11 protein-coding genes and 1 pseudogene are annotated in these 14,035 nt (G+C 54.2%); 1 reads left to right on the top strand and 11 read right to left on the bottom strand.

Going from position 1 to position 14,035, the window contains the following annotated elements; genetic code table 11:
* Positions 1 to 475: 475 nt before the first annotated feature.
* The 11 genes and pseudogenes from tnpC to nifB form a co-directional block, all read right to left on the bottom strand.
* On the bottom strand, positions 476 to 3,286 hold the full coding sequence (gene tnpC, locus RALTA_RS31135; RefSeq protein ID WP_012354695.1) for an IS66 family transposase: 2,811 nt from the start codon (positions 3,284 to 3,286) through the stop codon (positions 476 to 478).
* Positions 3,287 to 3,317: 31 nt separating this feature from the next.
* Positions 3,318 to 3,668 (bottom strand): IS66 family insertion sequence element accessory protein TnpB, encoded by a 351-nt coding sequence (gene tnpB, locus RALTA_RS27975; RefSeq protein WP_012354694.1) that lies wholly within the window; start codon positions 3,666 to 3,668, stop codon positions 3,318 to 3,320.
* A 306-nt stretch (positions 3,669 to 3,974) separates the two neighbouring features.
* Positions 3,975 to 4,130 (bottom strand): annotated as a pseudogene (locus RALTA_RS31130) (hypothetical protein); the annotation flags it as partial.
* A 337-nt stretch (positions 4,131 to 4,467) separates the two neighbouring features.
* Positions 4,468 to 6,027 (bottom strand): nitrogenase molybdenum-iron protein subunit beta, encoded by a 1,560-nt coding sequence (gene nifK / locus RALTA_RS27965; RefSeq protein WP_012354693.1) that lies wholly within the window; start codon positions 6,025 to 6,027, stop codon positions 4,468 to 4,470.
* Positions 6,028 to 6,095: 68 nt separating this feature from the next.
* Positions 6,096 to 7,556: a nitrogenase molybdenum-iron protein alpha chain gene (gene nifD / locus RALTA_RS27960; RefSeq protein WP_025586731.1), complete on the bottom strand. Its 1,461-nt coding sequence runs from the start codon at positions 7,554 to 7,556 to the stop codon at positions 6,096 to 6,098.
* 77 nt (positions 7,557 to 7,633) lie between these two features.
* A complete protein-coding gene (gene nifH / locus RALTA_RS27955; protein ID WP_012354691.1) occupies positions 7,634 to 8,515 on the bottom strand; it encodes a nitrogenase iron protein in 882 nt (293 codons plus the stop codon).
* A 667-nt stretch (positions 8,516 to 9,182) separates the two neighbouring features.
* Entirely contained in the window at positions 9,183 to 9,464 is a 282-nt protein-coding gene (locus RALTA_RS29715) for a hypothetical protein (RefSeq protein WP_012354689.1), read from the bottom strand.
* Between the two features lies 1 nt (position 9,465).
* Positions 9,466 to 9,684: a putative nitrogen fixation protein NifT gene (gene nifT, locus RALTA_RS29710; protein ID WP_081479548.1), complete on the bottom strand. Its 219-nt coding sequence runs from the start codon at positions 9,682 to 9,684 to the stop codon at positions 9,466 to 9,468.
* 334 nt (positions 9,685 to 10,018) lie between these two features.
* Positions 10,019 to 10,426, bottom strand: a complete 408-nt coding sequence (locus RALTA_RS29705) for a nitrogen fixation protein NifZ (protein ID WP_012354687.1) — start codon at positions 10,424 to 10,426, stop codon at positions 10,019 to 10,021.
* Between the two features lie 207 nt (positions 10,427 to 10,633).
* Complete coding sequence (locus RALTA_RS29700) at positions 10,634 to 10,825, bottom strand: 4Fe-4S binding protein (protein ID WP_012354686.1); 192 nt, start codon at positions 10,823 to 10,825, stop codon at positions 10,634 to 10,636.
* A gap of 84 nt (positions 10,826 to 10,909) precedes the next feature.
* The gene (gene nifB, locus RALTA_RS27950) at positions 10,910 to 12,481 is read right to left on the bottom strand and encodes a nitrogenase cofactor biosynthesis protein NifB (RefSeq protein WP_012354685.1); all 1,572 of its coding nucleotides are present in this window, start codon (positions 12,479 to 12,481) and stop codon (positions 10,910 to 10,912) included.
* A 400-nt stretch (positions 12,482 to 12,881) separates the two neighbouring features.
* Between nifB and RALTA_RS29695 the strand changes: the two genes are divergently transcribed.
* On the top strand, positions 12,882 to 13,937 hold the full coding sequence (locus RALTA_RS29695; RefSeq protein ID WP_012354684.1) for a beta/alpha barrel domain-containing protein: 1,056 nt from the start codon (positions 12,882 to 12,884) through the stop codon (positions 13,935 to 13,937).
* Positions 13,938 to 14,035: the final 98 nt, after the last annotated feature.

Below are 14,035 nucleotides of genomic sequence, written 5' to 3'. Positions count from 1 at the left end.
GCTGGATTGAACTTCCCCCTCGATAATTCATGAGCATTATGTTCGCGGAAGTGCCTTGTGTGTGCCGTGTGTCCACACGAAATTGATTCGTCCGCTTGATGCCGGATGAGTTCAAGCTCAATGGAGAATATCACTCAACATACGACTAAGAATATGGCAAGGCATAATCAACGAGGCTTGCGCAAAGGGCCTCCTTTATTTGCGGCGATGCTGGATACCGCTACACTTCCTTATCCCATGCCCCCTCGGGATGCACTAAAATTTCTACACTTCTTAGCTTGACCCTAGCCGCTTTCTTTTCAAGCCAAGTCTTTATTGTAATTGCTCGGTGCGAGGTCGGTAAAATGATCCGTTTTCAAGACGCCATGAAGTTATTTCATGGAACGAACATTTACTGATATTTTTACGGACTATCTTCGTCAGGATAGCCGTACGCGCGAACCCTGCTGACCTTGAGATATTGTGGTTGCCTCGATCAGGGGCCAGCGGTCAGGCGTTGTCGATCGCCGGCATAAAGGAACCGGGCATCTTCGGCGTAATGGAGCCAGGCGGAGTCGCCTGGATCGGGCTCGAACGGGGTCTCAAGAATGGCGCGGACGGCGGCATGCCCCAGTGCCTGGGCCAAGTGGCTCTTGCCGGTACCGCACGGTCCGGCGATCAAGATGCAGGCCTTCTCCTCAATGTAGCGGCCGGTGGCCAGGTCATAGACAGTCGCCCGGTTCAAGTTTGGCAGGCGGTCGAAGTCGAAGCCCTCCAGGGTCTTCTCCCCGCGGAAGCTGGCGCGGCGCACGCGTTGGCTGAGTTTCTTCTGGTCCCGGCGAGCCAGTTCGTAGTGGACAAGCAAGGCGAGGAAGTCGGTGTGGGCCAACTGACGCTCGACGGCTTCGCGATTGCGTACTTCCAGCGTGTCGAGAACGCCAGACAGGCGCAGTTGCTTGAGGGCGGAGGAGAGTTCGGGGATCGGATTCATGGGATTCAATGAAGAAGCAGCGTCTGGGTGTCGCGGCAGAAGCGGCCGCCTTGGGCGTAGGTGGTGGCCAGCGTGCTGACCGTGGGCGCTGGTTCGAGATCCAGCCCCCTTGGCCAGAATCTGCTTGACCGCGCCGTAGTTGGGCGTGCCGAAGTGGTTGGCCCGCCGGCAGGCGGCTTCCAGCCGTTCGTCGCTGCATTGCTGTGCGAACCGCAACAGGCCTTGGACAGCACGCAACTTGATCAGAACTCGATCGCCGAACAGCACGCGCACCAGAGCGGAACAGGACGGACCGATGCGCTTGGCCTCGCGCAAGCACCACTGGACATCGTGCAATTGCCAAGCCTGTGCCTCGGGTGGCAGATGGTCGGTGACGGGACTGCGGGCGCCGAGCGCACCCTGTCGCAAGTGAGTAGCAAGCAGGATGTATTCCTCATACAGATGCACCATCGTCGCCGTAGCCTTGAGCCACACGACTTGCCGGCCAGACGGAACGGCGCCGAGTAATAAGCCCGCTCGAACTGAACGTGACCATCCCGGTGTGCCGTGGATGCGAGTGCCGGCCTCGGCCATGACCCAGGCGCGCACCTGGCGGTTGGCATCGGCGAGGTCGCGGAAGTCGCGCAGCGGCCCGAAGCTGTTCTTTACGTACTTGACTCCCGATTCCACGATACCCTTCTTCTGTAAGCGGTCTTTTAAGGGCGTCCCTTCCGGCCGCCGGCGGTATCCGAAGACGGTTGAGGGCTTGAGCCTCCAGGGCAGCAGAGCCTCGTAGTCGTCGGCTGTCTGTGCGTGTGGCAACGCCTTGAACAAGGCAACGAGATACTGATACGAATCGACGTCGTTGGCCTTGCAGGTTTCCACCAGCGAGTAAAGACTTGCGCTGGCGTTGGCACCGGCCACGGTGTCGCAGAAGAGGAAGTTTCTCCGTCCGATCACGAATGGCCTAATCGCGTTCTCGCAGGGATTGTTCGAGATCGGCCAGGTTCCGTTCTCGATGTAGCGCACGAGCTTTGGCCACTGCCCATGCAGGTAGTGCAGCGCCTTGCCGAACAGGCTTTGCGGCAGCACGGTATGCAGATGTTGCAGCAGCATTGTTTCGATCTCGGCCAGCAGCGGCTGGCTTTGTTCGGCGCGAACCTGCTGCCGTTGTTCCGGCTTCATCTTGAGCGTGTGGCTTTCGATGGCAAACAGCTTGCCGATGCGCTGCAGGGATCCGGTGACCGGGTGGTCGGGGCGCTTGTCCTTGGGCAAGGCTTGCTCCGCCTCGACCAGGTAGCGGCGCGCGTGTGCCCAGCATCCGAGATGCACCAACTGATAGGTGTTTGAGACGTCGTCGTATGGTGCATAGCCGTCGGTCATCAACACCGCCCCAGGCTTGATACCGGCATAGAGAGCCGTAGCCTGCTTTGTCTCGCGTGTCGGGCTATAGGCAAACAACCGTACCGGCGGCCCCGTGCCATTCATCTGCGCCCATAGGAAGCTCTTTCTCTGGGCAGGCCTGCCGGGCTCCTTGAGCACCTGTACCGTTGTCTCGTCACCGTACACGACGTCTGCTTCCAGCAGATGGTCGCGCAGCAGGTTGACGACTGGCTGCACCGCTTGGCCTACTCGCACTATGCTTGCGGCCAGGGTGCCGCGAGAGAGGTCCCCGCCGAAGCGATGCAGCAGCGCTGCCTGGCGGTACAGCGGCAGGCCATCCTGATACTTCGAGGTGATGCACCAGGCCAGCGCCGATTCGGTAAGGAGTCCCTTGGGAATAATGCGCGCCGGTGCCGGCGTTGTCTTGATGCCGCCGTCGCAGCATGGGCAGGCGTACTTGACCCGCTGGTGCTGGATCACGCGGACCTGCTGCGGCACGATGTCGAGCTGTTCGCTGACCTCGACGCCAATCTCGACCAGAGTCTGGCCATCGAGGGGGCTGACGCGTTCCGACTCGGGTAGTTCGTGACGAACCTCGACACGGGGCAGCGCCGGATGGAGCGGCTTGCGGCCACGCTTCTTGCGTTTGTGTCCGGCCACTTCGGTCTCGGGCGTACCTTCTTCTTCCTGCGCTGGCTGCGCGGCCGCCGCCAAGGCTTCGGCTTCATTGAGGAACAAGTCCTTCTGCTCCGAACCTCGCGCCTCGCTCTTGGCGGCGAACAGCTTACGCTGGAACGCCTTGAGCTGTTCCAAGAGCAGGTCTCGCTGGACCGTCATCACACGCAGCTCGCCCTTGATTGCCTCGCGTTCCGCGAGTATTGCCTTGAGTTCGCGTTCGGCATCGCGCAACAATTGCAGCTCGGCGGCGGTAACGGTGACGGGCGTGGATGGCATGGCGGGTTAGACCGCTGCCGCCAAGCAGCGTTCACGCAGCGCGATGGTATTCTCGGTGCGGGTGCCGGCGCATCGCCTCGATGTCGATTCCCTGGAGCAGCCAGTGCAACGGTTCGACCGTCAGCATAGCCACTGTCGCCTCGCGTGGCCAGGCAAACCGGTCCGCCTCCAATCGCTTCAACAATAGCCAGAAGCCGTTGCGATCCCACCCGAGAATCTTGATACGATCGGCCCGCTGGTTACGGAACACAAATACAGCCGATGCAAACGGATCCAGCCCGAGCGCCTGCTCGACCGGCAGTGCCAGGCCGTTGATGTTCTTACGGAAGTCCACTGCGTCGCGATGCAGATACACCCGCAGCCCAGCGTCGAGGCGGAACATCAATGGCCTCCACTCAGGGCTTCGATCATTGCCTTTACGAGCCCAACGTCTCGCTCGCTGCATTCCAGCTCGAGCGATACACCGTTGGGCAGCTTTGCGCTCAACAGCGCCAGCGGTTGCGCTCGCCGCGGTGGCGGATCGCCAGACACCACAACCTGTGCGGGTGTCTTGATTGGCCGCGAATCTAGAACCTCCTCGACAACCGGCACGAATGCCGGCAACGCACCTTGCGCCTGCGCTGAATCTCGGATCCCGAATCCATTTGCGCAACTGGTTAGCGTTGATGCCCGCCTTGAGAGCCGTGCCTGAAACCGATGCTCCCGATTGAAGACAGAACTCAATCAGACGCCGCTTGCCCGCTGGCTCGTAGTCTCGCTTCCCATTGGAGCGGGCACGCACCGCCTGCAGCGGAAATAGGTCAATCTCGTCGAGGCTAACAGAATTAAAAAACCTCCCGCACATAAAGAATGCGGACAGGTCCGCGCCGCCCGCATAAATTCCCGCGCCTCCAAAAGGCATACACGTCCACCACCGTAACCACGCCCGCACTGAGGGAAAGCCTGTCGGACAAGCAGCTAAGGAACGTACGTTGAACAAGCGCCTTCACACGTGAGACTACCGCGCCCGCTCCCAACAGAGCTCATCTCAATGGCTATCGGCAGGAAGAAAGCCGCTCGGAGCGAGCGATCACTCATTCGCTTTCCCCAAAGACGAGTTTCTTGCTTATCCGATTCAAAATCCTCACGCAAAAACGAAGAGCCGTTTGGCTATTAGACCTTCGATAGGCTACGCAGTTCGTTCACCGAACAATGTCATAGCTGTAGTCGGTCTCCGAAACAGCAATAGTGCTAGCGTCCAAGGCTTCAAAATATTCATCCAGTAGCGCCATAAGAATGCGCAGACCGCCAGCGTATCCCCAAGTAGGGTACCGATGATAGTGGTGACGGTCAAAAATTGGAAACACGAGCCGAACGAGAGGTGTCCCGGCATCGCGCTCCAAGTATTTTCCGTATGTGTTGCCGATCAGATAGTCCACCGGCTCCGTGAATAACAAAGAGCGCAGGTGCCAGAGGTCACGCTTCGGATAGACTTTGCATCCTACACCATATGGCGACGCATCGAGCAACGCCTGCACTTTCTCAGCCCAAGCATCGTTACCGTTTGTCGATAACACGTGGCTTGGTTCAGCCCCAATCTCGAGGAGAAATTGGGTGTATCCCAGCATCTGGTCCGGATCACCATACAATGCGTACCGCTTACCATGGAGGCTTGCCTGACTGTCCGCCATAGCGTCTACGAGTTGACCTCGCTCCTTTTCCAGTTCAGCTGGTATCGGCTTACCGGTCACCCGTGAAATCTCCATAAGGAAATGGTCAGTGCCACCAACGCCAACTGGCGCATTTAAAACCACGACATCCTGACCCTGTTCAGCGATAAACTTACTTGTTCGTTCGCAGCAGAACTCCTGGAAAACGAATGTTGCTTTAGCGTTCAGTGCGCGTTCCACCTCCTCTTTCGTTGTCCCACCTTGATACATTCTGAACACGCCATCCGTAGGTGTGTTCCAGGTTTCCGACGGGTCGCAGATAATGTTCACTTTTACGCCGAACAGATCAAATATTCTCCTGATTTCGCGCATGTTTCCGACGACAAAGCCATCAAAGCCGCCGATGAAGTTCACACTGTCGTCAGGCATTCGTACCAGCGGGTTGGACGTTCCTGCCCTACCGCCCCAAAAGTGCTTCAGGATGCCCAGTAGCGCATTGTCATAACCCGTCACGTGACTACCGACAAATGCTGGCGTGTGGGCGAAGGGCACGTCGTAATCTTCAGGGACGCTGCCCTTCTGCTTGCTGTTTTTGATGAATGCATCGAGGTCGTCCCCGATCACCTCCGCCATGCATGTTGTGGATACAGCAATCATCTCGGGCTTGTAAAGGTTGTACGCGTTAGCCAGCCCATCAATCATGTTGTTCAGGCCGCCGAACACCGCCGCATCCTCAGTCATAGAGGAACTCACACACGAAGTCGGCTCCTTGAAATGCCTTGAGAAATGTGAACGGTAGTATGCAACGCAGCCTTGAGAACCATGAACGAATGGAAGTGTCTTGTGAAAGCCGTTTGCTACAAACACGGCTCCAAGTGGCTGACACGCCTTGGCCGGATTCACAGTCAGTGATTCTCTTGCGAAGTTCTTTTTCTTATAGTCTTCTGTCTTAGTCCATTCGGAAAAATCCCTTATCTTTTCCTCGGGATCCTTAAATTCAAACTCTTTCTTCTTATTCTGAAAGAGCGCCCTGTATTCCGGCTCCCGGAAGAGTAGTTCATGGTCGAGAATTTTGTCAGTCGATTGTGGCATCACTCACTCCTGTACGTAAGTTCCAAATAAACGTTCGCTAGACGCGCCCGCCGCTGCGATCTCTGTGCTCATGTTCGATCTTTCCACGGCGTCTTCGCGAGGTTCCATACAGGACTTGAGATGGCAATGTCCATATCACGGGCGAATATCGCAAATCCGTCGTAGCCGTGATAAGGGCCTGAGTAATCCCAGCTATGCATTTGACGGAACGGTACACCCATTTTCTGGAATACGTACTTCTCTTTGATACCAGAACCGACAAGGTCGGGGCGCACCCGGTCTACGAATCTTTCAAATTCGTACCCCGTCACATCATCATAGATGAGTGTGCCATCCTTTAGATAATGCGTCGTTCGTTGGTAATCGTCATTGTGTGCAAACTCATACCCCGTTCCGATAACCTCCATGCCTAGATCCTCGTATGCCCCTACAACGTGCCGCGGGCGTAATCCACCTACAAAGAGCATCACCTTTTTACCTTGCAACCGAGGCTTATATTTCGCAGTGACGGCATCAGATACCTTGCGGTATTTAGCGATCACCTTTTCTGCATTTTCCATAATCGCATCATCAAATCGACCTGCAATTTCACGCAAGCTTTTCTCAATCATTGTGGGACCAAAAAAATTATATTCTACCCATGGGATGCCATACTTTTCTTCCATGTGTCGACTGATGTAGTTCATCGATCGGTAACAATGCAACAAATTCAGCTTTGACCTTGGGGTGTTCTCTAGTTCCGCCAATGTACCGTCACCCGACCACTGTGCGATGACCCGCAAACCCATCTCTTCAAGAAGAATTCGACTTGACCACGCGTCTCCCCCAATGTTGTAGTCGCCTATGATAGCAACGTCATAGGGTGTCGATTCAAGCGCGAGACGCTTATTGGAGTGAGCATCGAACACAAAGTCGCGGATCGCGTCGTTTGCCAAATGATGACCGAGTGACTGCGACACACCACGGAAACCCTCGCAGCGCACAGGTACGACGGTGTGCCCGCCATACTCCTTACTCTTCTTCTTTGAGACAGCCTCAATGTCGTCGCCGATAAGACCAATCGGACATTCTGTCTGAATAGAAATCCCCTTGTTGAGCGGAAACAATTGCTGTATCTCATCAATGATCTTGTCAAGCTTCTTGTCACCTCCGAACACTATGTCCTTCTCCTGGAAATCAGAGGTGAACTGCATAGTAACGAACGTATCGATGCCCGTGGTGCCAACGTAGTAATTGCGACGCGATCCCCATGAGTACTGGCCACAGCCAACGGGCCCATGGCTTATATGGATCATGTCTTTGATCGGCCCCCATACCACGCCCTTTGATCCAGCATACGCGCACCCGCGAATCGTCATGACCCCAGGCAGCGACTTGATATTCGACTTCACCCCGCAATCTGGCTTGCCTTCCTCGAATGAACTTAGGTGCTTGGCCCGTCGTTTTCCCATCTTTTCAGGGTAAGCCCGTAGCACTTCGTCAATGAGGGCCTTGTTAGCGGCCTTCCGTTCCTCAACCGTCGTGGTCATCGCGTAGTCCATAGGTAATCAACATGCTCGTCGCAAATAGCCGCCGTGCGTGCACGGCGGCTGTCGTTCAAGCCTGACTAGGCAGTAAGTTCTGACGCAGTCTTCCCAACTTTTGACTCGTCGATCTGCACCAGAATCCCCTTCGCCATCAAGAGATCCTCCAACTGGTCCATCGTGATTGGCGTCGGAATAACACCATTTCCGCCATTGTTATGGATCTTCTCGGCAAGCGCACGATACTCCCCTGCCTGAGCGCAGTCTGGCGCATACTCAATGACGGTCATTCGACGCAGTTCTGCATGCTGGACTACGTTGTCGCGAGGCACGAAGTGTATCAACTTCGTGCCTAGCATCTCCGCCAGCGATTCTGCTAGCTCAAGTTCCTTGTCCGTCTTTCGCTCGTTACAGATCAACCCACCCAAGCGCACGCCGCCGCTATTTGCGTACTTCAAAATTCCTTTAGAAATGTTGTTTGCGGCGTACATCGCCATCATCTCGCCAGACATAACAATGTAGATCTCTTGGGCCTTGTTTTCACGTATTGGCATCGCGAAACCGCCACAGACGACATCGCCGAGCACATCATAGGAAACGTAATCAACACCGTCATACGCGCCGTTCTCTTCCAGGAAATTGATTGACGTTATAACACCTCTGCCTGCGCAGCCAACCCCCGGTTCAGGCCCCCCCGACTCGACACATCGGATGTCCTTGTAACCAATCTTCATTACGTCATCCAGTTCAAGATCCTCGACGGATCCCGCTTCAGCCGCAAGCGAGAGGATTGTATCCTGTGCTTTAGCATGCAAAATAAGCCGTGTGGAGTCCGCCTTTGGATCACACCCAACGATGAGAATCTTCTGCCCGAGGTCGCTCAGCGCCGCTAGCGTGTTCTGCGAGGTAGTCGACTTGCCGATGCCACCTTTACCATAAAAGGCAATTTGCCGAAGGTTAGACATTGTGATACTCCATTTTGAATTGAAGGTGTAGCTAGAAAACCATGGTTTGCAAGGCCACGATCATGTCCTCAGTCTGCGGTGTTTCCCTATGGTCTTCTTCTTTCAAAAGCACGCATCGGCCAGCTCGTGTCCGCGCGACCGCGTTAGCGCAGCTTTCGTGCCATGTCGCTAAGAACTCCAGAAAACCCGCGAAATCGCGGCTTTCCGGAACTTGTTGTAGCCCTAACTATGAACCATGGTCCGCGTCGCGATACTGACAAACCGATCGCACTGTGTCGAAATACGTCGCTTGGCAACTAACACGCCCTCGCGTCGCCCCCACTGACCTATTAACTTGAATCATTAAGGCTGGCACAGCCTGTGTGAAACAGAGACGTGTTTGGCAGCTTCACGCTAGCCATCGGACAATTTCGTAAAACTGAACGGCAAACGCCGTGCCCAGCGGTAATGTAGAATACCTTATGCTTTTTTTGGAAATCCATCGTAACCACGTACGGAGAGTCGTCGTACATTCGAGAGGTCCTAGAGAAGAGACCCCGAGGTCGACTTAGCCGTTGTTTAGCCAACTTTTAAACCATTATGGTCGTCTATGAGAGGCCATTTCCTCACTTAGTAAAGATGAAATCCATTCAGTTATGAAATCCCCCATTCAAATATTATGGTAATGTTATCCATCTTCATTGGATGCCCAATTTTCCGTGAGGATCAGCATATTCGCGTGGCTTGGCTCCGATGTTATAGAAATGCAGACGCCCGTGGATGCACCAAAATAGACGCGCCGCCCAGCCAATTCTATAACCGGTCTTTCGTACCGCATTTCGAGATCGCTCACCCGGATTGCACGAACATCCGGATAGCAGCTTTGCCACTTAGCCGCAACTTCGGGAAGTGATGATTCCTTGCGAATCAATTCCGTTATAATATTGATCTGATCGCCAGTGAGCGCCATGTCATTTGCCTCCAGAATCAACTCTTCTAGCTTCGACAGTCACTGGAAGCCTAGTATCTGGCGCCATCTCTGGTAACTGAAACTGCCAACCATTCCCAAGCTTAACGAGGCCGCCCCACATTTGATCCTTCGTCATGGAAACTATCGGCTCTTCAAGGTCCTTTCTTGGCAGATATGCCTTAAGTGTACCTGTAATATCCTTTCGAATCATAATTTTCATTTTTGGCCTCCAAAAACGGAGAAACTGGAAACACAGTGTATGGCAAACACTCCGTTACAAAGGATTTGTCAGGTTCACCGCCATGCATTGACCTTCGCGTATTGAAAAATTCTCCAGACAAACCACACACATTTTGTCATTGCCCCGACAAGCATAATCGACTCATTACGTACAAAAGGACCTGTAAGGACAGCTTACCCGTTTGGTCTGGTTCCGCCACATCTCGCCGGGGAATCGATCTCTTGCGCGACAACAGCGACAACAGGCAGTTTCTCTTAGCCGGCAAAATACCGCCGGTTCGTCTGGATTCCATACAACAGCACGCCGGCACCTTTTAGCGATCGACTCCCCCCTTGGAATTTAGAACGGCCCCGTCAAAAATTCCCCCGTCTGTGATGGACGGTGGACCCGCGATGTGGTCACGTATAGGCGCGCATACGCCTTCATTTAAGTAGTCCAGAGTGCAGAGTTCTCTTGCGCGCATGCCAACGCGACGATCATCCGCGACGAAGTGAACAGCATAGATGTAGAATCGTTGCAGAAAGGTGTCGATTCTAGTGACGTAGCCAATATCTCCTTTATTCACGATAACTTCGCCAATGCTTTTCCCAAAAAACGTACCATCATTGCGAACCATCGACCGTGCGATTACGCGCTCGCCAACCTCAAACCTAGGTTCAAAGGCTATTTCAACGGTGTCACCCCTCTCGGAGTTACATAAGAGCTGCTTTGGCCTCGACATCGCCTTTCCCCGAGATCAGTCTCTAAATTAGCATCCACAAACTTGCCCTCCACTATAGAAGCATGTTCGCACCCCACCGACGATGTAACGCCGACGGATCCTAGTTCCATATTTTCCGGCAATTCATAGTTTCGCTACCGGTAAGGCTTGAGCCATGAAATGAACCAGATCGATAAACACGCCTTCAAGAAGAGCGCTATGGCCAGGCTAAGCCGTTACTATGCAATCGTCCACGGGGCACACCGACAGACACTGCGGAAAATCGAGTCCCTCGCACATAGTGCACTTCTTAGGATCAATTGCCAACACGTCACCTTTCTCACTAATGGCAGCATTTGGGCACTGCGCCTCGCACGCCGAGCAGCCGGTGCAGGCTGAGGCAATAATCTTCAAGGCCATAGATACGCTCCTTACAATTTAAAGTACGGTACTACTCCTCCGCGCTTGCATGGCCTTTGCACATCAAACGGTCGTTGGAGCCTTTTAGACATCCTTTGCCTGATCATGCGTCTCGTCGCAATGTTTACGCAGCGATCCGCCACCAGCCACACGGCTTGAGTAATCATTGAACCAAGATCGTGCTGCGACCTCAACAATTTCCCCCGCGTACTGCTCCACCGACTCGATGCCCGCATCGGCGAGTTCCTTACGCGGACAGATACCAATTTTCGCCACAAAAATGGCATGACAATCGTTGATCGCGCGTATGATACGTACTAGTCGTTCATCGTCACCGTACCCCCCTTGGCAATACAATTCAACCCGGCGGTAACCCACAAAGTGCGCGCCAGAGGCGCTAACTTCGAAGATTTTTAGCTCAGAGATATTCCCAAAGTGCCCATTCACGCGACCCCGGCCTTTCGTTGCAACGGCGATATTGACCTTCAGTGCTCCTGTCGCTTTCCTGACCTTGGTTAAGGCTGGCACTTCCCGCTTTGCCTCACGTTGCGCCATGAGCTCAGTCTCCGTGCGGAACTGGTACTCTTGGCGGATGTTTCGGTCATAGCCGATATCCATCTGCTCGATACTCTCCAGTGAAAACTCGGCACCGCGATCCTCATCCAAGAGTCCTACCGCGTCCGCTCGGCACTGCCGGCAATGCCGCATCAATTTCAGACCGCCCGAACAAGCTTCCTGTACTGTCCTCAATTCACGGGAGGTAGGTCCTCGTGGTCCGTGCAGGCCGAAGTACGTACCGTGCGACGGGTCGGAGATTAGCGGCATAATGTTGTGAAGGAACGCACCTCGCTGTTTCACAGCACGATTTACCTCAATCAAATGTTTATCGTTAATACCCGGAATCAACACCGAATTAATTTTCGTCAGTACGCCTCGTTCTGTTAGCATCTCGAGCCCTTGCATCTGCCGCTCATGCAACACGCACGCGGCGTCCGTCCCTGTCAACCGGCGACGGTTCCAAAAAATCCACGGGTAAATTCTTGCCCCGACAACCGGATCGATCATGTTGATGGTTATTGTCACATGATCAATGTTGTATCGGCAGATGTCATCCACAAAGTCAGGCAACGCGAGGCCATTGGTTGAGAGACATAGTTTGACATCGGGAACTCGCTCCTTAAGCAAACGGAACGTCTCAAACGTGGTTCCTGGGCTCGCGAGCGAATCACCGGGCCCAGCAACACCCACCACCGTCAGTTGCGGTATGCGACTCGCGACAACCATCACCTTCTTCACTGCCTGCTCTGGCGTCAGCTTTCTCGACGTAACGCCAGGTCGCGACTCGTTTGAACAGTCGTACTTGCGGTTACAGTAGTTGCACTGAATGTTGCAGGCGGGCGCAACCGCTACATGCATGCGCGCGTAATGGTGATGCGCTTCCTCTGAGTAGCACGGATGATCTTTTATCTTATCCCACACCCCCGGCCGCATCCCCTCGGCCTCTCCAGGCGACTCGCACTTCAACACGCTGGCTCCAACAGACGGAGTACCCTCGCCCCGTAGGGCCGATGTTCTGCTAGTTGGCATTAGGGGCACAACTTTCTCCCCGCCTTCAAAACAGGCAGCCGATGGTCGCGTGCACGCCCTATTTCGCATAACTCTTTCCTTCACATCGAGAGTAGTTGTACATCCGCCAAAAAGCGAAATCCGTGCCATCGCGCAAGGAGCATCTCGACCGGTATGAGGGCGCAGCATCTGCCGGCGTTCTATAAGTTCGACAGCAGCGCATTCGTCTTGCGTGTGGGTTGAAGCCAGCTCGAAGCTCACTGCGAAAACAGGGTAGCTAAATTGGCCTAATACGGCTCCCTCTTCTCGGCACCCAGCAGCTTGTCCGGACAGAGACATTCGCGACACGAAAAATGTGCGAAGCCCCCAACGTTTACTGACAGCGTCGCCGCTGCCGCTCTTGAAGATAGCGCTCCAGCTTATTGAACTCGGCTGGCACAACGCTTGCTCGACCGTGTAGGACCAATGAAGCGCAAAGGCAACTACCGCGATGCTTAAACCGATTATTATCGAGAGAACATTGTCCGGCCTAAAACGGCCCGCAATGAGCCTTTATCGGATAGAAGAAAATTGTGCGATTGCCGGCATACTCGCGCATGGAGAAATTCCGGAGCTGCTTACAGCAATATTTGCAATGGGTGATGAGGAGATAACGCTTATCGATGCTACTGGGGACATAAACCTCAAGCCGGCAACAACAATTTCCGGCTGCTCGACAGACACCAAGCAAATCGCTGCCCTGTGCTGCAAAGCTGAGTTTGTATACTTGTCCATCTCCGTTTCCGATCGCTATTTTAACCATCTGCGGCTGTCGCGAATTTTGGCATTATCTCTGATCGCGTACCTTATCCGGAAGATAGAGGAATGCCACACAGGAAGCTCTATTCGTATGGCAAACCTTGCGCGTCCGCACCCTTCATTCCTTGTGGAAGTCGCGCTGCGCCCGAGGATGTATGGTGAACAGTGGATCCAATTCTCCAACAAAGTTGGTGCAATTCTCCAGTTTTCGGCCTACGACCTCATTGCAAGGCTGCACGATGTAGAAATCTATTTGCAACATGATGTCGGTCTCGCTACCGCACATACACTAGCTGCGCTCAACTCCAGCGCCCCACATGTGAGCCCAGCGGTAAATGGCATGGTTCACCCGAAGGGCAAGGCAGCGCTCAAGGAAGTCGTGACGGGTTCACGGCATTTGATTGAGCAGGATACAGGTGTCGATAGTAATACGTTCGTCCAGATCTCTTCTCTTGCCCAAGATTCGTCTCACTGGGCAGTGCCGTCGAAAAAAATAAGAACGCATATGTGCTCCCATCGAGTTAGGCGTTGGGATACACACTCCCGCGTATCCCATTTCGATTCCCGGCTGAGACGATGCGACAAGCACGATGCATTGCCTGCTAAGACGCATCCGCACCCAGATTACAAAGATTCGGGTAACTCTGAGGCCGTTTTCCAGGACCGAGTAGTTACAAAAATGTTGTTATCGCGACAACGCGAGCAGGCGCCGGAGATATCAAGCAAAGCCAATGATTCCTATTCTTAGCGACCATAGGTTGTCCATGTAGCGTTAGCTAACAATAAACGTCGGCCCGTCGAAATAGCGCGGCCCGCATCTACGTCACACACCCTATTTTTAACCTA

It is taken from the genome of Cupriavidus taiwanensis LMG 19424 (genome assembly GCF_000069785.1).
Classification (GTDB): Bacteria; Pseudomonadota; Gammaproteobacteria; order Burkholderiales; family Burkholderiaceae; genus Cupriavidus; species Cupriavidus taiwanensis.
Note: the sequence above shows the minus strand (reverse complement) of the source record. Positions and strands in the feature narration are given on the sequence as shown.